The sequence below is a fragment of the Haloarcula halobia genome (assembly GCF_029338255.1).
In the GTDB taxonomy this organism is placed as follows: domain Archaea; phylum Halobacteriota; class Halobacteria; order Halobacteriales; family Haloarculaceae; genus Haloarcula; species Haloarcula halobia.
The window spans coordinates 1,938,658-1,957,194 of the sequence record NZ_CP119787.1 but is presented as its reverse complement, the minus strand read 5'-3'; the positions used below and the strand labels follow the sequence as shown (position 1 = coordinate 1,957,194).

Annotated in this window: 22 protein-coding genes and 3 pseudogenes; 13 read left to right on the top strand and 12 right to left on the bottom strand. The window is 63.2% G+C overall.

Annotation, left to right across the window (positions count from 1 at the left end):
- Window positions 1-95 precede the first annotated feature (95 nt).
- Window positions 96-398: pseudogene (locus P1K88_RS18450) on the top strand (DUF7539 family protein).
- Between the two features lie 79 nt (window positions 399-477).
- Here the strand turns inward: P1K88_RS18450 and P1K88_RS10435 are convergent.
- On the bottom strand, window positions 478-753 hold the full coding sequence (locus tag P1K88_RS10435; protein WP_276410116.1) for a hypothetical protein: 276 nt from the start codon (window positions 751-753) through the stop codon (window positions 478-480).
- Window positions 750-1,274 (bottom strand): FAD-binding protein, encoded by a 525-nt coding sequence (locus P1K88_RS10430; RefSeq protein WP_276410115.1) that lies wholly within the window; start codon window positions 1,272-1,274, stop codon window positions 750-752. Before P1K88_RS10430 ends, P1K88_RS10435 begins: the two co-directional genes overlap by 4 nt.
- A gap of 532 nt (window positions 1,275-1,806) precedes the next feature.
- Here P1K88_RS10430 and P1K88_RS10425 point away from each other — a divergent pair.
- Window positions 1,807-2,055 (top strand): UPF0058 family protein, encoded by a 249-nt coding sequence (locus P1K88_RS10425; protein WP_276410114.1) that lies wholly within the window; start codon window positions 1,807-1,809, stop codon window positions 2,053-2,055.
- Between the two features lie 382 nt (window positions 2,056-2,437).
- On the top strand, window positions 2,438-2,725 hold the full coding sequence (locus tag P1K88_RS10420; protein ID WP_276410113.1) for an amphi-Trp domain-containing protein: 288 nt from the start codon (window positions 2,438-2,440) through the stop codon (window positions 2,723-2,725).
- Between the two features lie 28 nt (window positions 2,726-2,753).
- Here P1K88_RS10420 and P1K88_RS10415 read toward each other — a convergent pair.
- Window positions 2,754-3,480 (bottom strand): annotated as a pseudogene (locus P1K88_RS10415) (CBS domain-containing protein).
- A gap of 290 nt (window positions 3,481-3,770) precedes the next feature.
- Here P1K88_RS10415 and P1K88_RS10410 point away from each other — a divergent pair.
- From P1K88_RS10410 to P1K88_RS10400, 3 genes are all read left to right on the top strand, one after another.
- Window positions 3,771-4,160 (top strand): hypothetical protein, encoded by a 390-nt coding sequence (locus P1K88_RS10410; protein WP_276410111.1) that lies wholly within the window; start codon window positions 3,771-3,773, stop codon window positions 4,158-4,160.
- A gap of 295 nt (window positions 4,161-4,455) precedes the next feature.
- Window positions 4,456-4,743, top strand: a complete 288-nt coding sequence (locus P1K88_RS10405) for a hypothetical protein (protein ID WP_276410110.1) — start codon at window positions 4,456-4,458, stop codon at window positions 4,741-4,743.
- Between the two features lie 3 nt (window positions 4,744-4,746).
- Window positions 4,747-5,268 carry a winged helix-turn-helix transcriptional regulator gene (locus tag P1K88_RS10400; protein ID WP_276410109.1) on the top strand — a complete coding sequence of 174 codons (522 nt, stop codon included), beginning with the start codon at window positions 4,747-4,749 and terminating at the stop codon, window positions 5,266-5,268.
- Here the strand turns inward: P1K88_RS10400 and P1K88_RS10395 are convergent.
- From P1K88_RS10395 to P1K88_RS10360, 8 genes are all read right to left on the bottom strand, one after another.
- Complete coding sequence (locus P1K88_RS10395) at window positions 5,265-5,807, bottom strand: ferric reductase-like transmembrane domain-containing protein (protein ID WP_276410108.1); 543 nt, start codon at window positions 5,805-5,807, stop codon at window positions 5,265-5,267. The two genes, P1K88_RS10400 and P1K88_RS10395, sit on opposite strands and share 4 nt — an antisense overlap.
- The gene (locus P1K88_RS10390) at window positions 5,807-6,094 is read right to left on the bottom strand and encodes a hypothetical protein (protein WP_379786808.1); all 288 of its coding nucleotides are present in this window, start codon (window positions 6,092-6,094) and stop codon (window positions 5,807-5,809) included. Before P1K88_RS10390 ends, P1K88_RS10395 begins: the two co-directional genes overlap by 1 nt.
- Entirely contained in the window at window positions 6,078-6,947 is an 870-nt protein-coding gene (locus P1K88_RS10385) for an FAD:protein FMN transferase (RefSeq protein WP_276410106.1), read from the bottom strand. Before P1K88_RS10385 ends, P1K88_RS10390 begins: the two co-directional genes overlap by 17 nt.
- A 5-nt stretch (window positions 6,948-6,952) precedes the next feature.
- Window positions 6,953-7,270: a hypothetical protein gene (locus P1K88_RS10380; protein WP_276410105.1), complete on the bottom strand. Its 318-nt coding sequence runs from the start codon at window positions 7,268-7,270 to the stop codon at window positions 6,953-6,955.
- A 565-nt stretch (window positions 7,271-7,835) separates the two neighbouring features.
- On the bottom strand, window positions 7,836-8,348 hold the full coding sequence (locus P1K88_RS10375; protein ID WP_276410104.1) for a transposase: 513 nt from the start codon (window positions 8,346-8,348) through the stop codon (window positions 7,836-7,838).
- A 50-nt stretch (window positions 8,349-8,398) separates the two neighbouring features.
- The gene (locus P1K88_RS10370) at window positions 8,399-8,695 is read right to left on the bottom strand and encodes a winged helix-turn-helix domain-containing protein (protein ID WP_276410103.1); all 297 of its coding nucleotides are present in this window, start codon (window positions 8,693-8,695) and stop codon (window positions 8,399-8,401) included.
- Window positions 8,692-8,910: a COG3415 family protein gene (locus tag P1K88_RS10365; protein WP_276410102.1), complete on the bottom strand. Its 219-nt coding sequence runs from the start codon at window positions 8,908-8,910 to the stop codon at window positions 8,692-8,694. Before P1K88_RS10365 ends, P1K88_RS10370 begins: the two co-directional genes overlap by 4 nt.
- Window positions 8,911-8,964: 54 nt before the next feature.
- Window positions 8,965-9,645, bottom strand: coding sequence for a helix-turn-helix domain-containing protein (locus P1K88_RS10360; protein WP_276410101.1), 681 nt, complete (start codon window positions 9,643-9,645; stop codon window positions 8,965-8,967).
- Window positions 9,646-9,731: 86 nt separating this feature from the next.
- On the opposite strand from P1K88_RS10360, the gene P1K88_RS10355 reads away from it, so the two are divergent.
- The 7 genes and pseudogenes from P1K88_RS10355 (at window position 9,732) to P1K88_RS10325 (ending at window position 17,138) form a co-directional block, all read left to right on the top strand.
- A complete protein-coding gene (locus P1K88_RS10355; RefSeq protein WP_276410100.1) occupies window positions 9,732-11,051 on the top strand; it encodes a cytochrome P450 in 1,320 nt (439 codons plus the stop codon).
- Window positions 11,052-11,087: 36 nt separating this feature from the next.
- Window positions 11,088-11,459, top strand: a complete 372-nt coding sequence (locus tag P1K88_RS10350; protein WP_276410099.1) for an ArsR/SmtB family transcription factor — start codon at window positions 11,088-11,090, stop codon at window positions 11,457-11,459.
- A 146-nt stretch (window positions 11,460-11,605) separates the two neighbouring features.
- Complete coding sequence (locus P1K88_RS10345) at window positions 11,606-12,787, top strand: pyridoxal-phosphate-dependent aminotransferase family protein (protein ID WP_276410098.1); 1,182 nt, start codon at window positions 11,606-11,608, stop codon at window positions 12,785-12,787.
- Between the two features lie 216 nt (window positions 12,788-13,003).
- Window positions 13,004-13,206 (top strand): annotated as a pseudogene (locus P1K88_RS10340) (hypothetical protein); the annotation flags it as partial.
- A gap of 56 nt (window positions 13,207-13,262) precedes the next feature.
- The gene (kdgK1, locus tag P1K88_RS10335) at window positions 13,263-14,222 is read left to right on the top strand and encodes a bifunctional 2-dehydro-3-deoxygluconokinase/2-dehydro-3-deoxygalactonokinase (protein WP_276410096.1); all 960 of its coding nucleotides are present in this window, start codon (window positions 13,263-13,265) and stop codon (window positions 14,220-14,222) included.
- A gap of 132 nt (window positions 14,223-14,354) precedes the next feature.
- Complete coding sequence (gene pyk, locus P1K88_RS10330; protein WP_276410095.1) at window positions 14,355-16,121, top strand: pyruvate kinase; 1,767 nt, start codon at window positions 14,355-14,357, stop codon at window positions 16,119-16,121.
- 45 nt (window positions 16,122-16,166) lie between these two features.
- Window positions 16,167-17,138 (top strand): ROK family protein, encoded by a 972-nt coding sequence (locus tag P1K88_RS10325; RefSeq protein WP_276410094.1) that lies wholly within the window; start codon window positions 16,167-16,169, stop codon window positions 17,136-17,138.
- Window positions 17,139-17,147: 9 nt separating this feature from the next.
- On the opposite strand, the gene P1K88_RS10320 is transcribed toward P1K88_RS10325, so the two are convergent.
- Complete coding sequence (locus P1K88_RS10320; protein WP_276410093.1) at window positions 17,148-18,323, bottom strand: Cdc6/Cdc18 family protein; 1,176 nt, start codon at window positions 18,321-18,323, stop codon at window positions 17,148-17,150.
- Window positions 18,324-18,537: the final 214 nt, after the last annotated feature.

The following is an 18,537-nucleotide window of genomic DNA, read 5'->3' as shown; positions in this document are numbered from 1 at the left end:
GGCTCAGTGGACGAAGCGTGCCTAGATGGCGGCGTGCACTGAACTGTCCGAAGGTGACGGTCCCATCCGCTCCCCCGAGAAGGTGCGATCGCTCGATGCGCCCGACTCCGAACTGGAGCGAAGGCGGTGATGGTGTCTGGGGAACCGACCAGGACGACATTCAGACGGCCGACGTCTCGAGTTCGGATAGCTCGCTCGGCCTGGTCCGCGTACACCATCCACAGAGCACGTAAGACCCCGTCCTCCGTGGGCCCGACGAACTCGACGACGAGAGCGAAGAACGACGCAACGCGGCACTCTGGCGAGACAGCGAGCGCGTCGCGACACTCGTCGAAGCCCAACTCGATGAGTTCGTCCGTCGACCGCAGTCGAGTTCCGGTCAGATCTACGGTCGGTGATCGGACACAGCCGACGTCCGTCACTCAGCAGCTGCGTCATCTCGGCGAGAGAATCCCGACGCAGGCGGTGTGGCGGATATCACTCGGTGGCAGCGGACTTGTTCATGAACGCGTGTGCGACCTGCTTCGCGGTTTCCAGGTCAGCGACCGTGCCGAGGTCACCGTCACGCCCCGAGTGGTGCACGATGTATTCCCAGACGTTCCGTCCGTCGATGACCTCGTTGATGTATACCGCGTCTCTGGTCTCTTCCTGGCGATAGAGGACCCTGGTGTAGTCCCGACCCATGAAGGCGTCGTGTGTCGTCCGCTCGGTTTCGACCACCCAATCAGCCGGAAGGTCGTCGTCGGCAGTCATGCTTCCGCCCTCGGTTCGACGTTGTGGGTGAGCCGGAACCGGTTCTCGGGATCCCACTCGTTTTTCACCTGGACCAGTCGGTCGTAGTTCTCACCGTAGGTAGCCTGCCGGTCACCGACGTCCTCGGGGACGAGGTTGGCGTGTCCCAGTTCCCCGTCCGCGGTGACGACGTGGGCCGAGATGAGAGTGTCACCGGTCAATCCGTGCTTCCGTGAGAGCCACCCCCCGCCGCCGCCGAGCGTCAGCCCGGCAATTCCGGTCGTGGAGTTGTACCTCACGGGCCTGGCAAGTCCGAATTGCTGGGTCTCGTGGTCCAGTTCCTCGAGCACGACAGCCGGTTCGACGCGAGCCGTCTTCGCATCCGGATCGACCCGGACGGATTTCACCGGCGAGAGGTCGATCGTGAGCGCGTCGTCCTCGACGGCCCCGCCGGCGCATCGAACGGTAACCGCTTGGCGTTCGTCGATCATCGCGTTCCAGACCGTCCGTGCCTCGTCGTAGCCCTCGTCGTCTGGGCGCATGAGGGACCCACGCAGTGTCCCGGAAAGTTCCTCGAGTGCTTCGTCGCCTATCGTGGATACCTCTAGTGACATTCTATAATCACGTTCTATGGTCTCTACGCCGTGACGGGGCATAGGTGTGTGACTTTTTCACGCAAATGTCGTTTGAGGAGGAACCGGGTGACACAGACTCGGAGTGCGAGGGGAGTCGTGCCCGCTATCGCGCTGCCATAGTACGAGACTCCCATTTTCATGTCGGCGGTACGACTTTCGTGCGGTCGGGTGTGTAGTGACTGTAGCGCTGGCTTGTCACTGAATCGATCACAGGTGATCATGTGGGTGAATGTGTGGTTTGATGACATTTCACCCATATAGTTGTCGTGGGAGGCAGATACCCACACCCAATCACGATCGCCAAATCGAGTGCCACCACAACGACTGTCTCCTCCACGCGTCAACGCCGATTGCGAACCGCTGACCGGGTGGCTGGTGAAGCGTGCCTCGGGTTACCTGCACGGGGATCCGGCCACCCACATCCGATTGAAGTGTACTCATGCGCAAGAAAGAGTTCATCCACGTTCACGCCCTCCTCCTGGAGATCTCGGAGTATGTGATGGAGAACGAGGACGTGGACCGGGGTATCCATCCCAAGTACGACACGCTTGAGGTGTGTCCATCAAGTGTCCACAAGCCGAAACGTACCCACTACGAAGCGGTCACGATCCTCGGTGACTCCATCGAACGGACGCTCGAACAGGCACGCACCGAGAGCCCGGAGTGTCCAGTCAATCGACCACAGTAGTCTCTCACCGCAGACAGCTCTATCCACGTGGTACCTACGTCCTCTGCATGCTTCACCGTCCGTTCGTTCTGACTGGCGGATCGAGTCTAGAAGAACCGAACCTGAAAGCCAGCGTTCCGAAACCGCCCGGATACGTCGCTGAACACCGGCCCGTTCTCATCACACGGGATACCGATACGGCGATTGCCTCCCATCGGGGCCTGCGTCGGTGTGCAAACGCGACTCCGAATCGCATCCAGGTGTGTGATTCAACGAGTTCAGCGACACGGATTGGGCGTCACAGAGCGCGAGACGTGACCCGGCAACAGTGTCACGCTGAACAGTCCCGTCGACTCAACACGGTGGGCGCATTTATCGGTGTAGGCCGTGTAATCTCTCCTGTATGCCTGAAGAAGTCCTGTTCAAATCGGAGAGCGAGCAGAGCCGAGCAGAGATTGCATCGTACCTCCGGAACGTCGCGGACACGCTCGACAGCGGAAACGCTCTCACCCTGAAAGCAGGCTCGGAGTCCGTAAGGCTGAATCCCCCTGCTCGACCGACCTTCGAGGTCAAAGCCGAACGCGAAGGCCCGGCCGGCAATATGACCGAGTTGAGTGTCGAGTTCGAGCTCGAGTGGGACGAGAACGCCGGTGAGGAGAGCAGCGGAAGTGGCCAGTTAGAAATCGAGTAGTCACTCCGCACGTTCACCGACGGGTACTTCACCCACCGAGCCACCAGCCGTACAGTCGTGCCTGCTCGTCTGTGGCCGCCTGCTTCTTCGACTGGCCGTAGGTCTTCCCCTTGAGCAGCTGGCGTTCGACGGCGTTCGCTGCGAGACGGAGGGCATGAGAGGCACCGTAGCCCTCTCCATCGGCCGTGAAATAGCCACGGTCGGTGACCGGTCGGATCCGTGCCAGCACCAGCGGCACGCCCCACGATTGCTCTTTGTGCTCCTGTAGTCCGATGCTGGCCTTGATCACGCTCATCTCGCCGTACTTCGAGGTCGTGTTCTCGATCCGCGCCGAGACGTCGTCGTAGGTCATCCCCTCGAGCAGGTCGAGCCCGAACACCTGCACGGCGTTCCGGTCGTCACGTTCCCGGGTGAGCGCCTCGATGACGTCCGTTTTCGTGACGATACCGACCGGCTCGTCGGTGTCGTCGGCCGTGACGACGAGCGAGGAGATCGCTCGGTCGAACATCGTCTCGACGACCTCGTCGAGCGGTGCGCTCGACGGTCGGGACGTGCTGTGCCTGTGAGCCGACCTTCGGGGACGGCTGGTTGGACGAGGACGCCAGCTGTCGGCGACTGACGACGCCGCGATACTCGTCGCCATCGTTACGACGACGGCATCGAGTTCCTGGTTCTCGAACGCCCCGGCGACCTTAGAGGGGGGTTCCGATGTCGAACTCGGTGAACTCCGTCGAGAGTATCTCGGTGATATCCATGGATAACTCTATAGTGTCGGTTTTATAATATTTTATGCCTGTCCCACCCCTGATTGCAGAGGGAGGGGGACACGAAGTGATCTTTGTGTAATGTCTGATACTGTGTCAGCCGTATGCATTGAGACGGCTCTGTTGAAATCCACTCACTCTGACAAGACTGGCATGCAAGATGCAGAGGATGAGTGCAGCACGGTGAGTGGATTCAATTCAGAGGGAAAGAACCGAATCACACGTTCTGTAGACCCGCGTACGTACCGAAAAGGTATGGCTGACAAGACCCTCGTAGAGGGATGGACAAGCATCCACGAACTGTTGTCGGTGATATCAGTGAATTCGTTGGGTCCACTGAGCGTCGGCGTCTGGTCGTGGTTGTCGGAATTCCGATCGCGTTCGTAGTGCTGTTGTACGAGCAGAACGTTCTTGGAACCACTGCTATTTTGTTCGCCGCGGTGTTGGCCGTGTTTCTCTACACCCGACCGACGGCACAGAAGACGATTGCAGCCAGCGCCTACGTGACCGGAGTGTTGGCGATCAGTCTCTTGTTGCTTGAGTTATACTGGAATTGGTCGGGAGGCAGCACAGCGTCGTTGGCAGGCATAGCAATAGACGGTCGCTGGCGGGTAGTGACGGGTATCTTGCTGGTTGGACTCGGATTGTGGTTTCGCCAGGTCGAGCCCTGACACAGCCATCACGAAACGTCGCGGTCCCGACTACATTGTATCTCGTCTGTATCGAACGATAGGCTAAACCCGAATCGAGGGTTTGTCCGATGGTGCATTCGCGCGCTGTATGCAGCACGATCGTAGAGACTTATCACTATTTGGGGATTTCAACAGAGCCATTGAGACGAACAGTCTCAATGTATAACGGTGGATTCGACGGTTGAACGCCAATCGTTTTCACCGCCACCCCCTTCGGTTGAACTGTATCCATCGCCGAACACGTCCCACCGGCCGTGTGCACAGATAGTAACGTATGCCACTCGCTCAACTCCTCGAACAGTACGTCAGTCTCGGTATCCTCGTCCTCGCTACAGGGCTCAGCGTCCTCAGTTTCCTCGCATGGCGGCGGGAACGCGACGGCCGTATGGGGATCGTCACGCTCGGGTACGGGATGTTCGCCGTCTACGGACTCATCGTGTTTCTCGAGTATCCGTTGCTCCCGTATTTCCCGTACGCAACGCTCGAATTGCTCGAACACGGGAGTGCGATCCTGATTCTCGGTGGCCTCCTGACGTTTTTCGTCGCTTTGACGCGGGACTGAGCAATGTCGGATCCGGATCTCGAACTGACCTCCCGGCGAACAATCTACCAGCGGATAGCCGACACGCCGGGGGTTCACTTTCGCGCGCTCCTCGACGACCTCGAGTACGCGCAGGGGACACTCCAGTATCAGCTCCGGTGGCTCGCCGACGAGGGCCTGATCGACGTCTCGGACGACGGCAAGTACACGCGGTACTATCCGGCTGCCGAGTTCGACGAAGCCGATCGGGCGGTGATGAACGCCCTTCGCCGGGAGTACAGCCGTCGCATCCTCGCGCACCTTCTCACCGACGGCCCGCTCTCGACGACCGAACTCAGCGACCGCCTCGAGAAAGCCCAGTCGACTGTCTCGTGGCACCTTTCGAAGCTGGCCGAGGCCGACCTCGTCACGAAAGAGCGCGACGGCCGCAGTGTCGTCTACGAGGTCAGCGATCCCGATCGGATCAGATACCTCTATACGGTTCACCGGCGGTCGTTTACAGACAGAGTCGTCGACCGTATTCTGGGCCTCTGGGACAGCTACTAACCCGGCGTTGTGTTCGACGGTAGCCCTCGGAGCACCAGCAGTCGCAACAGGAGTACGTACACGAGAAACGCCACCGAGGGGCCCAGCAGAGGACGGACGAGTCCCGTCAGGTCGGTGCCAATCGCTGCAGCATGGATCGTTCCGAAGGCGAATCCTGCGTACGCGAACGAGTGGACGACGCGCGGGCCCCAGGGGCGCTGGAACCGGTTTGCGTCAGTAAAGCCCAGCACCGCGACGACAAGCATGAGTAGGGCCCCCGCGCCGACGGCGACGCCGCCGAGGAAGTACGGCATCGAGTATGCCGGCGCCGGAACCTGTCCAGCGACGACGAACCATGTATCGAGTACACCGAGTCCCGCGTGTAGCAACGTGACGATCATCGCGAACACGGACAGTTCGACATGGATGCGTCTGGCAGCCTCGTGGAGCACACCGAACGACTCCGTGTTGTAGAGAATGCCCGTGAGAACCGCCAGATACAACGCCGGATACGTCACGAGTGCGGCACCGCGGTCGAGGAGCCAAACGAGTTGTGACATTACGATGCCCCTGTCGTTTCGACGACATCTGGACAGCCGTCCGCGTCCTGGAACCCGTTTTTCGTCTCCGGTCGTGTCGGACACTCGTCGGTGGAGTCGTTGATGCCGTCACCATCGTAATCGGCTGGGGCCTGTCGCGTCGGAACGGTTCGATCGACGAGGTCGCTTTGTCTTTCTTCGGTCGCTTGGGCGGCACGCACGTCGCCGATCTGCCAGAGAGCAGGGACAGCCACCACTAAGACGACGATCGCCACGACGGTGATTCGTTGCTTATGTGTCCAGGACATGTCTCTCGAAGCCATCCGTCGTATGGAAGACGCCGTCGTGGACGATGAGTGCCTCTAGACCCTCCCATTCCGATGCTAATTCGCGTGCCTTGGCAAGTGGGAGTGCCGCGAGGGTCGTCGCCAGGGCGTCGGCTTCCATACAGTCTCGACGCGCCACGACGGTGACCGATTCATGGCGAGAGCCGAGCGATTCGGTGGTCGGATCGTAGACGTGGTCAGTACCTTTTCGAGACCGTCGGTATCCGCCGGATGTTGCGACGTACCAGTCCGTGTCTAAAATCTTCAGCGGCGTGTCGTCGCCGTACGGGCTCTCGATGGCGACCGGGCCGGGCGGTGGAGACATATCCCCACCACCACTGACGAATCCGCATCGGCCGAGTCCCGCGAGCGTCTCGGCGGTTCGATCGACGATGTATCCCTTGGCGAGGCCATTCAGGTCGAGTTCGACGTCGGTCGTGACGTGAGACCCGCTGGTTTGGACAGTTCCGGTATCAAACTCCGTTGGCGGAGTGTCACTGTCACCACGCAGGAACGCTTTGAGGTCGTGTTCGATACGCCCCTGATGAATATCGAAGACCCCCTCGGTCCGGTCGTTGTATTCCAGCCCACGGCGGACGATACGCGCGATGTGCTCGTTCGCGACCTCCCCCTCACGGTTGAGCCGGCTGACGGCACTCGCCTCATCGAATGCGTTCAGCTGTGCCTCGAGTGATTCAGCCGTTTCTCGGGCCGCGATTGCCGCAGCCCCGGCGCGGATGCCTGTCGCCTGAATCCGAAACGTCGTGTCACAACAGCTGAACTCGCGGTGCGTGTCCCCGAACCGTTCGTACACCGATGCGAGCGATCCTGTCATCTCGGTCACTCGTCCTCTTCGTGTTCTTCCTCGTCGTTCTCTTCGTATTCTTCCTCGTCGTCCTCTTCATACTCCTCGTGTTCTTCGTCCTCGTATCCGGACTGTGTCTGGACTGCCGGCGTGAAGTCCTGGTTCGGAGTCGGCGCATCCGAAGCGACCTGTTGTGATGCATCCGACGCCGTTGACCGGGGTGAGTCAGGTTGCTCGCCACCCTGCGCGAGGCCGCCACCGGGCAGCGCAAGGGCCCCGGCGATACCAGCTGTGAGGATCGCACCGACGAGCGTGAAGGCGACGAGTTTGTTCTTCGGGACGGGAACGCGCATGATCAGCTGTCCCTCGGTTTAGAACCGCTTGCTTCGACGTGTCGGTCGTTGCGTTCTGCCATTGCAAACCGAGGGTGAAGACCGTCTTAGTAAGTCGTTGGCGTCCAACCCTCGAATCTTCGTACAGTTATCGAATCGATATGGGGCGAACTCAGCCACCAGTCACAGATCGGAGATCGCGCTTCAATCCGACGATTGGACACGAACGAACGGTTCGGCGCCGTATCGACGTGTTTCTGTGCAGCACCGTTTGCGGCGAGTCGGTCCGGACAGGATGGGAACGCTCGATCCAAGTACTTACACGAGTAACGGCAAGTCAGCATATGGCCCAAGACGAGGACGACGAATCGGAGGACGACAGAATCAACAAACCACTCGATCGGCTCGTGAACTTCCTCGCAACATACCTCCCATAGCGCCCGGCTGCTGTTACACACCAGACACAATCACCAGAAAGCCCCAACTCTGTGGCGGGGAGACCGTTCCCATGCCCCCCGCGCCGGCCCTGTGGGAAGCCCCCCGTTCATGGCGGATGATACGGTCGTGCGTTAGTTTTTACCGGTGATTACGGACAGAGATAGTTCCAGATATTCGGTTCATCAACCGTAGGGAATCCTCGTTGGATCTGCTCTTTCAGCGTCGCAAGATCAGGGATGAGGCGGTGCTTGAACCATTCGTTGAGTCGGTCCCAGCATCCTTCCACTGGGTTAAGCTCCGGTAATTTCGGCGGAAAGTACCACACATCGAGATGCTCTTCACCTTCTTCGTCTCCGCGCACGCACGCGACCGAACTGTCTCCGACAGTCTCGGTCGCGCGCTCACCACTGACGTGTTCCCAGAGATCTCTGTTGTAGAAGTACCCAGCACGGTCGAGAAACACTACCAACTCTTCTCCAAACCTCTCTTGGAGCGCTCCGAGCAACCAGATCCCTTGCTGTGAGGTGAGATTCTCTTCGGTCCAGCAGTAGAAGCTGTCACCGTCGTCGGTGACAGCGCCCAGCACGGTCACTTTATCCCACGAGTTTGAGGTCTCTATCGTTGGATTTGATCCGATTGGGTACCAGCCACGTCGTTGCACTGTGCCGACGCGCTTGGTGAACTGATCGACGACAACGACAGTTTTCTCGGTCAGCTTCGGCCGTTTTTTTCGACCGTGTCTTGGAACTCGGCTTCTTTTTCCGGGTCAGCCTCGTGATTGCGCGGCCGTGCTGTCCGGCAGGACAGCCCGGCCTTTCCCAGGAGTTTCCGAGCGTGGCCTTCACTGTATTCGACTCCGTACTCTTCTTTGACGTGGTGGAGCAGTAGTTTCGGCGACCACGCTTGTTGCTCGTAGCCGAGTTCCGTCGGCGATTGCTGGAGCTGTTCGAAGAACTGTTTACGCTCGTGTTCGTCGAGCTTTTGAGGGGCGACCTGGTCTGGGATCATCGTAGGGGGGCTTGCTCGATCGGTTCTTCAGCGAACCGATCGAGCCAGTTGCGAATCGTCTTCTCCACGACACCATGTCGTTCAGCCAGTGTCTCCAGTTCATCGCCCTGCTTTCGACCGATTGCAGCAAGAACACGTTCCCGAGGAATCTCTCCCTCTGTTCGTTCACGGAGATCCTGTAGCTCTTCCAGAGTGATATCGTCCAACCGCCTCATTACCGCAAATTGAGTCTACACTGGCAAATATTTTCGCACGACCGTATGAGGATGTCACTTCGTGGTCGAACGGTCTTCGTAGAGCGACACGAGTCGCGCCTCTGCCTTTCGCAGATGGTTTGCGGCGGTACTTTTCGAACACCCGACCTCGTCGGCAACGTCCCGAACGCTTGCTTGGCGAGGAATCTCGTAGTATCCCTGTTCCCGTGCGACCTCGAGCACCTCCGCTTGCCGGTTGGTCAACGCCGTGACTTGCAACTCCCGGTATGCATCGTACTCTCCGAGACGGCTGACCGATACCGAAAGGTGGTCCGGAAGATCTGCGATCAACCCCTGGAGGGCATCGTGTTTCCCAGCGATCTCGAAGAGCATCTCACCATCGCTGCCGTATTCGATCGGTGGGACGACGAGCAGTTCAGTATCGGTGAGGAGAGCACGCAGGCGACTGGCGAATCCCTGCGATATCTCCCGGATGTAGACGTAGAAGCTGCGGTCGTCGACTGGGGTCACATCGTACTCTCGGATAGCGTCGACGGTGTCGAGGGCGGCGAGGTACGCCGCTTTTCCCTCCGCGACATCCCCGACGACATAGAGCAAGGTGGTGACGTACTCGGGGTTCGAGAAGTTCCAGTGGCGCAGGTACGCGCGACGAAGCGAGTCCTGTTCGACGAGGAACTGGTGCATCCGATGACGGGCCGCCGGCGGGAAGCGGATCTGTAACTGGAGATACCGCATTGTGCGAGAGAATTGCCCGTCGGATATAAAAAGGGTCGGACAGGTCCGACAGAACGCTTGCGCCCCGGTGTCGGAAACACGCGTGTATGAGCTCGGAAGTGAGTGACCCACCCGGTCCGCGCGGATTGCCAGTTCTCGGCAGCACACTCGATTTGAGCCGCGATGTCCTGGCGTTTTTCGAAGCGCTGCGCGACGAGCACGGTCGCGTCGCACGCTACGACGTCTTCGGGACCGACGCGTGTATGATCGCCCATCCGGACGCGATCCAGCGGATCCTTCTTGACGAGCACGAAGCCTTCGAGAAAGGTGCGGTGGTGACCCGGAACCTCGCGGACGCGATGGGCGAGGGCCTGTTCGTTACGGGTGGTGATCAGTGGCAGAATCAGCGGACACAGGTGCAACCGGCCTTCTACCGAGAACGGTTGTGCAGGTACGTTCCCGAGATGCGGTCCGCTGCAAAAGAGACTGTCGAGCAGTGGCGTGATGGGATGGTCGTCGACGTCACCGACACGATGACGGCGACGACGATGGACGTGCTCGGACGAACGCTGTTCGGTGTGGACGTGACGGAGAATCCGGTCGTCTCGGAGGCGTCGGACGCGATTCTCACCCGGTTCGATACGAGCAGGGTCTGGTCGTTCCTCCCGGACCGCCTCCCGACGCCGACGAATCTGCGGTACAGACGGAAGCTCGGTGAACTAAGGCAGTTCGTCGACGACCTGGCCCGACAGCGGCGTCGACAAGACCCCGAGAATCGTGGCGAGGATCTGCTGTCGATCCTCGTGGGGTTCGTCGAAGCGAGCGAACTGACGGTCGAAGAACTCCGCGACAACATGGTCACGTTCCTCTTTGCCGGACACGAGACGACAGCCCTGGGGCTGACGTACACGCTCCTCTGTCTCGCGCGACACCCCGACAGACAGGCCGACCTCCGGGCGGAGGTCGACGCCGTCTGTGACGGGCGCGTAACCGCTGTGGACCTCCCGGAACTCGAACGGGTGGAGCGCGCGATCGACGAGGCGCTGCGTCTCTATCCGCCCGTGTACATGCTCTTCCGAGAAGCGACGCGAGACGTGACGCTACAGGGATACGACATCCCGGCAGGCACGACGCTGGTCGTGCCACAGTGGGCCGTCCACCGTGACCCGGCGTGGTGGGACGACCCAGAAGCGTTCCGACCGGAGCGATTCGACGACGACGCCGACCGCCCGGAGTACGCATACTTTCCCTTCGGCGGCGGACCCCGTCACTGCATCGGGATGCGATTCGCGCGCATGGAGATGAAGACCGTTCTCGCAACTATTCTTGACGAGTACTCCGTCACACTCGTGTCCGAACCGGATCCAGACCTGATCGCCAGTTCGAACCTCGAGCCCGGCGGACCGATCGAGATCGACGTACGGTAGAAACACAACGACGAAATTCACGCGAGGTGATACAATATGGCAAGCGCATTACCCCACCGTCCGGCCGTCGATTACACGCCGACCGACCGAACTGACGTCGAGATCCGAGACGACGATACCGGTGACATCATCCAGGCCATGTCATCGGCGATGGCTCAGGACCTCCTCGCGGCGCTGGACGACGAACCAAGTACCGCCTCGGGACTCGCTGACGCAGTCGGGGCGTCCCTGCAGAACACAAAGTACCACCTCGACCAGCTCTGTGAGGCAGGTCTCGTCGAGGGTGTGGACACGTGGTACTCCTCACGTGGTGCCGAGATGACAGTCTATGCGTTGAGTATCCAGCGACTCGTCGTGCGGTTGGGCGAGACCGGACACGATGGAACGTCGGATAGAACAGGTGAGTAACCACGGTTCCCCGAAAGACGGGGCGCTGGCTCCAGCAGGAAAACAGAGACCTGGTAGACTGCCGTCTACGCGCTGCCGTCGATAGCGGCGGCCAGACGGTTCGACGAAGTCGTACTTTTTATTGTATCGTGTCGAAACGGTTCGGCATGGTCGAGAAACCAGCCGTCGGCGAACTCACGCCACCGGACCGCACGTTGATGGGGCCTGGACCGAGTGACGTCCACCCCCGAGTCCTCAGAGCAATGAGCACCCCGCTTGTCGGGCACCTCGACCCGTCGTTCATCGAGATTATGGACGAGGTTCAGGACCTCCTGCGGTACACGTTCCGCACCGACAACCAGTGGACGATCCCCGTCTCAGGCACCGGGTCGGCGTCGATGGAGGCCGCGATCGGGAACCTCGTCGAACCAGGCGACACCATGCTCGTTCCGACCAACGGGTACTTCGGCGACCGGATGGCGAGCATGGCCGACCGCGCCGGCGGCGACGTCGTCACCGTCGACGCACCCTGGGGCGAACCACTGGACCCCGCCGACGTCGAGACCGCCTTCGACGAACACAGCCCCGACGTGTTCGGGTTCGTCCACGCCGAGACCAGTACCGGTGTCCTCCAGCCGTCCGTCCCCGAGCTCACGAGCATCGCCCACCGGAACGACGCGCTGGTGGTCGCTGACACCGTGACCTCACTGGGCGGCGTGGAGTTCCGTGCCGACGAGTGGGACGTCGACGTCGCCTACTCGGGTCCACAGAAGTGCCTCTCGTGTCCGCCGGGTGCGAGCCCGCTCACCCTGAACGACGACGCGATGGACAAGGTACTCTCACGCGAGCGGGCGCCCCGCTCGTGGTATCTCGACCTCTCGCTGCTGGAGGGGTACTGGGGCGAGGAGCGGGCCTACCACCACACCGCACCGATCACGAACGTCTACGCCCTGCGGGAGGCGTTGCGCCTGGTCGCCGAGGAGGGGATCGAACGGCGGTGGGAGCGACACCGGGCCGTCGCGAGCGCGCTGAAGGCCGGCGTCGAGGCGATGGGGCTGGAACTGAACGCCCCCGAAGCCTACTGGCTCCCCAGTCTCAACACGGTCCGCGTGCCCGAGGGCGTCGACGACGGTGCCGTCATCCAGTACCTCCTAGACGAGTACGACCTCGAGATCGCCAGCGGCCTGGGTGCCCTCGAAGGCGATATCTGGCGTATCGGCTGCATGGGCCACTCGGCGCGACCGAAGAACGTGAGCTACCTCATGACGGCACTCGGCGACGCCCTCACCGAACAGGGCGCCGACGTGGACGTCGAAGCCGGACTCGCAGCGACCAGCAACGCGCTGTGATTGTCACGTGTGGCCGCCCTCGCCGGGACGGTCCGAGTGGGTGGTGACTGCCTCACCGTCGAGGACGGACTCGCCAGTCGTCGAACCCTACCGATGGCAGCGAGTACTGCGAGGGTACGGCGCCCGGTTTAACAATCACATCTCGTGTTTTAAATAATCAGACGCACATCTGGGCTGTTTTGAGCGGCCAACTTGATAACCGGGCGTCGGAAGACAAACAGCGTCATCAGGCAGAACATCGGCGCCAGCCTCGCGGTGAAACCGGCCTCGCGCTGGCGGTCCCCTTCGGCTACGTCCCCATCTGGCTGGCCGTCCTCGCCGGCGACGCGGGGATGACCCTCGGCGTGACGGGCAACGCGATGCGCCTCCCGTGGGTAGTACCGGACGCCGTCGACGGCGAGGCCGCGTCGCCCGAGTAGGACACCCGCCACCGAAGTCTCAGGGATTTATGCCGGCCCCGCTACCACGGACGCGTATGGTTGACCTGGTCACGTTCGGCGAAACGATGCTCCGACTCTCTCCGCCAACCCAGGAGCGAGTCGAGACCGCAGACCAGTACGACGTCCACGTCGCTGGCACGGAGTCCAACGTCGCGGTGGCGGCCCAGCGACTCGGCCTCGAGAGCACGTGGGTCTCGAAACTCCCGGACTCCCCGCCCGGCTGGAAGGTCGTCAACGAGGTCAGAGGCCACGGCGTCGACACCGACATCGTCTGGGACGACACCGAGGGCGCCCGCGTCGGGACCTACTACCTGGAGCAAGGCGAGGTCCCGCGGGGGAACAACGTCATCTACGACCGCGCGGGCGCGAGTGTGACGACGGCCCAGACGGCCGAGCTGCCGACCGACATGCTCGCGGAGACGACGGCGTTCCACACGTCGGGCATCACCCCGGGCCTCTCGGAGACGCTCGAAGAGACGGCGGCGGACCTGCTGGCGACGGCAGACGAGGCGGGCGCGACGACGAGCCTCGACGTCAACTACCGGTCGAAGGTCTGGCCGCCCGAGGAGGCCGGGTCGGTGCTGACCGACCTGTTTCCCCACGTCGACGTGTTGCTCACCGCGAAGCGCGACGCCGAGAACCTCTTCGACCGCACGGGGTCGGCCGTCGAGATAGCGTCGTCGCTCACCGACGACTACGGGTTCGACGTCACCGTGGTCACGCAGGGCGCGAAGGGCGCCGTCGCAGCCACCCCGGACGAGCAGTTCGACCAGCCGGCCTACGAGGCGACCGACGCGCACCCGGTCGGCTCGGGCGACTCCTTCGTCGGTGGGTTCCTCTCCCAGTACGTCACGGGCGAGCCGATTCCGGAGGCGCTCCGGTGGGGAGCAGCGACGGCGGCGCTCAAGCGGTCGGTCCCCGGCGACATCGCCGTCCTCTCCCCCCACGAGGTCGAACGGGTACTGGAGGGCGACAGGGCCGAGATCTCCCGGTAGGGAGGTGCCACAATCGCCCAAGGGCGACGGTTCGACGCCGTCAGACAAGTTTCTTATCCCCTGGCTCGGTACGCTGGAGTATGACTCAGTCTACTCCCGTTTCGCTACCAATATGCACGGAGGGACCCGTAGATGCGTAACGCGAAGATCGTCTGTACGCTGGGCCCGGCCTCCGAGTCGGTCGAGTCGATCGCCGAACTCGCCCAGGCGGGGATGTCGGTCGCTCGGCTCAACGCGAGCCACGGGTCGCCGGAACACCGCCGGGAGATGATAGATCGCATCCGGGAGGTCGACGAGATCGTCGACCAGCCCGTCGCGGCGATGCTCGACATGCCCGGGCCGGAGGTCAGGACCGCGCCGCTCGAAACGCCGATACGGCTCGAGGAGGGGTCGACAGTCCGGTTCGTCGTCGGGGACGACGCGACCCCCGAGGAGGTCGGGCTATCGAAGTCCATCGCGGCGGCCGGCCCGGGCGACCGCGTGTTGCTGGACGACGGCCGGATCGAGACGACTGTCGACCGGGTCGAAGACGAGGTGGTCTACGCCACCGTCGAGAACGGCGGCGACCTCGAATCGCGCAAGGGCGTCAACGTCCCCGGCGTCGAGCTCGGCCTGCCGACCATCACCGAGAACGACGAGCAGGAACTGGACGTCGCCGCCGAGAAGGAACCGGACTTCGTGGCGGCGTCGTTCGTCCGCGACGGCGAGGCCATCTACGAGATAAACCAGGCGCTCGAGGAGCGCGGCGTCGACATCCCGGTCATCGCGAAGATCGAGCGAACCGGCGCCGTCGAGAACCTGGAGTCCATCATCGAGGCGGCCTACGGCGTGATGGTCGCCCGCGGGGACCTGGGCGTTGAGTGCCCGCTCGAGGACGTCCCCATCATCCAGAAGCGCATCATCCGGAAGTGCCGCCAGGCCGGCGTGCCGGTCATCACGGCCACGGAGATGCTCGACTCGATGATCCACTCCCGGCGGCCCACCCGCGCGGAGGCTTCGGACGTCGCCAACGCCGTCCTCGACGGCACCGACGCGGTGATGCTCTCGGGCGAGACGGCCATCGGCGACCACCCGACCCGCGTCGTCACGACGATGGACCGCATCGTCCGTGACGTCGAGTCCAGCGAGGAGTACGACGAGGCCCGCGAACAGTGGGTCCCCGGCGCGGGCGGCAACCGGACCGACGCCCTGGCCCGGTCGGGCCGGTACCTCGCGCGCGACGTCGGCGCCTCGGCGCTCGTGGCCGCCTCCGAGTCCGGGTACACCGCACTGAAAGCCTCGAAGTTCCGGCCGTCGATTCCCATCGTCGCCGCCACGCCGAGCACGCGAGTCAAACGGCGACTCGCACTCTCCTGGGGTATCACACCGGTCACGACGGACTATACGACCGAAGGGGCCGATGCCGTCATCCAGAGTGCAGTCCAGTCGGCACTCGATACGGAAGCGGCGACGGGCGGAGACACCGTGGTCGTCATCTCCGGGATGATGACCGAGCTCGAGGGGATGAACACGGCGAACATGCTCAAGGTCCACGTCGCCGCGGAGACGGCCGCCCGCGGTCGCTCGGTCGTCGAGGGCATCTCGACGGGGCCGACCCACCGCATCGACCCCTCGGGCGACATCGGAGAGATGCCGACCGGTGCCGTCCTCGTCGTCCCGGAGCACTTCGACGGCGAGTTCGTCGGCGAGATTAGTCGCATCGGGGGTATCATCGACGAACACGACGGGATGACGAGTTACGCCGCCATCGTCGCCCGCGAGCTGGGCGTGCCGATGGTCTCGGAGACGACCCTCCCGGACTCAGTGACCGACGGCACGACGGTCACGCTCGACGCCGAGCGGGGCGTCGTCTACCGGGAAGCGACCGACCGAGGCCGGGCCGGCGACCGCCCCCGGTAACGAATATGTGCAATTAAGTACTGCTGGGGCGACCACACAACCAACATGGCCGCATACGCAGGCGTCGACCTCGGTGCGACACATATCCGCGCCGTCATCGGCGACCAGTCCGGGACGATTCTCGGGTCACACAGGACGAACACGCCGCGTGGCCCCACCGGAATCGCCGTCACGGAGGCGGTCCTCGACGCGCTCAGGCAGGCAGCGGACGCCGCGGGAATCGAGCCGAGAGACGTCACCGCGGCCGGGATCGCCGCCATCGGACCGCTCGACCTCGCGGAGGGCATCATCGAGAACCCCGCGAACCTCCCCGACACCATCGACCGAATCCCGCTTACCGGCCCCGTCTCGAACCTCGTCGGGAGCGAACAGGTATTCCTGCACAACGACGCGAACGCCGGGGCCATCGGCGAACGCTTCTACTCCGATCGGAACCCCGACGACATGGTGTATCTCACCATCTCCTCGGGTATCGGCGCGGGCGTCGCCGTGGACGGCAACATCCTCAGCGGGTGGGACGGCAACGCCGGCGAGGTCGGCCACATGACCATCGACCCCCACGGGTTCATGACCTGCGGGTGTGGCCACGACGGCCACTGGGAGGCGTACTGCTCGGGCGACAACATCCCGAGATACGCCATCGCACTCCACCGCGAGGACCCCGTCGAGACGGCCCTGCCCATCGAGACCGAGGAGTTCTCGGCCGCGGATATCTTCGAGTTCGCGGGCGAGGACGACTTCGCCTCCCACGTCTTAGACCAGATCTGTCACTGGAACACCATCGGTATCGCGAACATGGTCCACTCCTACGCGCCCCTCGTCATCTACGTCGGCGGCGCCGTCGCGCTCAACAACCCGGACCAGGTGCTCGAACCGATTCGCAACCGACTCGACGACATGGTCATGGCGAACATCCCCGACATCCAGCTGACGTCGATGGGCGACGACGTCGTGGTCCGGGGCGCGCTGGCCTCGGCGCTGACCCGCGGGACCGGCGACCGCGACATGCTTCGATGAGCGGGGCGCTCAGACCCCGAGGTCGTAGAGGCGGCGGAACGCCGTCGGCGGGAACCGCGGTTCGACGCGACTGGGCGGCCGTCCCTGGCCGCTCCAGCCGTCGGCCTTCACGCGGTCGACGATGCCCGCTTCCGCCATCTCGTAGAGGAAGCGCTTGACCGTCCCCGGCGAGAGGTCGACCGCGTCGCGGTCGCTGATGGCCGTCGTCGTCCGCGTGACCGACGCCGTCGCGTCGTCGTCGAGGTCGATGAGTTCTCTGAGCACCGCCCGGCGGTTCGCCGGGAGCGCGAGGACCCGCCCCAGTTCGACGCAGGGCGACGGCATCTCGTCGATGGCCGCCGCTACGTCGCCCCCGGTGATGTGGTCCCGGCCGGCCGACTCGGCGGTGGCCGCCGCGACGAGGAGCACCGCCAGCGCGTGGTGGGCGTTCCCGTCGGCCCACCTGGCGATGCGACGGGCGACCGCGTGCTCGAGCGCCTGCTGGGTCAGGCCGTCCGAGGCCCGCGTCATCAACACGTCGACCAGCGTCTGCTGTCGGTACGGTTCGATAGCGATGGCGTGAGCGGTGTAGTCGGTAAGCCGGACCTCCGTCGGCGGGGACTGGCCGACGGCGAGCCAGCTCGTGTTACTCGGGAGGCCGGCAAACAGGTCGACGAGCGCCGTCGGGTCGGTGCCGTCCGGGTCGTCGACGTGGTCGACGGCGACGACGGCGCCGGTGGGGCGCCCGTCCAGCAGGTCCATGAGGCGAGACCTGAGCGTCTCGGTCCCGATGCCGTGTTCGGGAACGGCCTCCTCGGTGAGGCTGTCGAGGACGGCGTGGTAGAAGGCGAACTCGCTCCCGGTCGCCCGGGTGTCGACGTAGACGAAGGCGGGCGACGTCGCGGGTTCGGCCCGCGTGCTCGTGTAGATTATCGAGCGTCCGTCCGTAGGCAGGGCGTCGAGCTTCGCGAACAGGGCGGTGACGACGGCCGACTTGCCCGCCCCCATCGGCCCGTGGACGTACGCGTTCGGCGGGAGGGTGCCGTCGAAGACCGGATCGAGGTGGTCGAGCAACTTCTCGAAGACCGGGCCCCGGTCCGTGGGCTCCTCGGCGTGGAACACCGGCGACAGCGACTCGTAGTCGCGGACGAGACCCTGGTCGCTCTCACGCCGCTGTCGCCGTTGGATGCGGGATTCGAGGTCCATCGTTCGGAAGTGACGGCCCTGATATTTACCGGGGACCGGACCGTGACGGTAAACATTACAGTGACGGGCATAAAGATTACTCCGGGCGAGGACGTCGTCGCGTTCGAGACGCCCCGAGGACCCGGCCCGCGTCCGGGCCACGACGGGCCGGAACCTGGCGACGACGCTGCGCATCGACGGTGACGAGACCGGTGTACAGCGGCGCGAACCGACG

Coding starts and splice junctions, on each gene's coding strand:
- P1K88_RS10435 (WP_276410116.1), bottom strand. CDS start 753: ATGACTGCCGACGACGACCTTCCGGCTGATTGGGTGGTCGAAACCGAG.
- P1K88_RS10430 (WP_276410115.1), bottom strand. CDS start 1,274: ATGCGCCCAGACGACGAGGGCTACGACGAGGCACGGACGGTCTGGAAC.
- P1K88_RS10425 (WP_276410114.1), top strand. CDS start 1,807: ATGCGCAAGAAAGAGTTCATCCACGTTCACGCCCTCCTCCTGGAGATC.
- P1K88_RS10420 (WP_276410113.1), top strand. CDS start 2,438: ATGCCTGAAGAAGTCCTGTTCAAATCGGAGAGCGAGCAGAGCCGAGCA.
- P1K88_RS10410 (WP_276410111.1), top strand. CDS start 3,771: ATGGACAAGCATCCACGAACTGTTGTCGGTGATATCAGTGAATTCGTT.
- P1K88_RS10405 (WP_276410110.1), top strand. CDS start 4,456: ATGCCACTCGCTCAACTCCTCGAACAGTACGTCAGTCTCGGTATCCTC.
- P1K88_RS10400 (WP_276410109.1), top strand. CDS start 4,747: ATGTCGGATCCGGATCTCGAACTGACCTCCCGGCGAACAATCTACCAG.
- P1K88_RS10395 (WP_276410108.1), bottom strand. CDS start 5,807: ATGTCACAACTCGTTTGGCTCCTCGACCGCGGTGCCGCACTCGTGACG.
- P1K88_RS10390 (WP_379786808.1), bottom strand. CDS start 6,094: ATGTCCTGGACACATAAGCAACGAATCACCGTCGTGGCGATCGTCGTC.
- P1K88_RS10385 (WP_276410106.1), bottom strand. CDS start 6,947: ATGACAGGATCGCTCGCATCGGTGTACGAACGGTTCGGGGACACGCAC.
- P1K88_RS10380 (WP_276410105.1), bottom strand. CDS start 7,270: ATGCGCGTTCCCGTCCCGAAGAACAAACTCGTCGCCTTCACGCTCGTC.
- P1K88_RS10370 (WP_276410103.1), bottom strand. CDS start 8,695: ATGATCCCAGACCAGGTCGCCCCTCAAAAGCTCGACGAACACGAGCGT.
- P1K88_RS10365 (WP_276410102.1), bottom strand. CDS start 8,910: ATGAGGCGGTTGGACGATATCACTCTGGAAGAGCTACAGGATCTCCGT.
- P1K88_RS10360 (WP_276410101.1), bottom strand. CDS start 9,645: ATGCGGTATCTCCAGTTACAGATCCGCTTCCCGCCGGCGGCCCGTCAT.
- P1K88_RS10355 (WP_276410100.1), top strand. CDS start 9,732: ATGAGCTCGGAAGTGAGTGACCCACCCGGTCCGCGCGGATTGCCAGTT.
- P1K88_RS10350 (WP_276410099.1), top strand. CDS start 11,088: ATGGCAAGCGCATTACCCCACCGTCCGGCCGTCGATTACACGCCGACC.
- P1K88_RS10345 (WP_276410098.1), top strand. CDS start 11,606: ATGGTCGAGAAACCAGCCGTCGGCGAACTCACGCCACCGGACCGCACG.
- kdgK1 (WP_276410096.1), top strand. CDS start 13,263: ATGGTTGACCTGGTCACGTTCGGCGAAACGATGCTCCGACTCTCTCCG.
- pyk (WP_276410095.1), top strand. CDS start 14,355: ATGCGTAACGCGAAGATCGTCTGTACGCTGGGCCCGGCCTCCGAGTCG.
- P1K88_RS10325 (WP_276410094.1), top strand. CDS start 16,167: ATGGCCGCATACGCAGGCGTCGACCTCGGTGCGACACATATCCGCGCC.
- P1K88_RS10320 (WP_276410093.1), bottom strand. CDS start 18,323: ATGGACCTCGAATCCCGCATCCAACGGCGACAGCGGCGTGAGAGCGAC.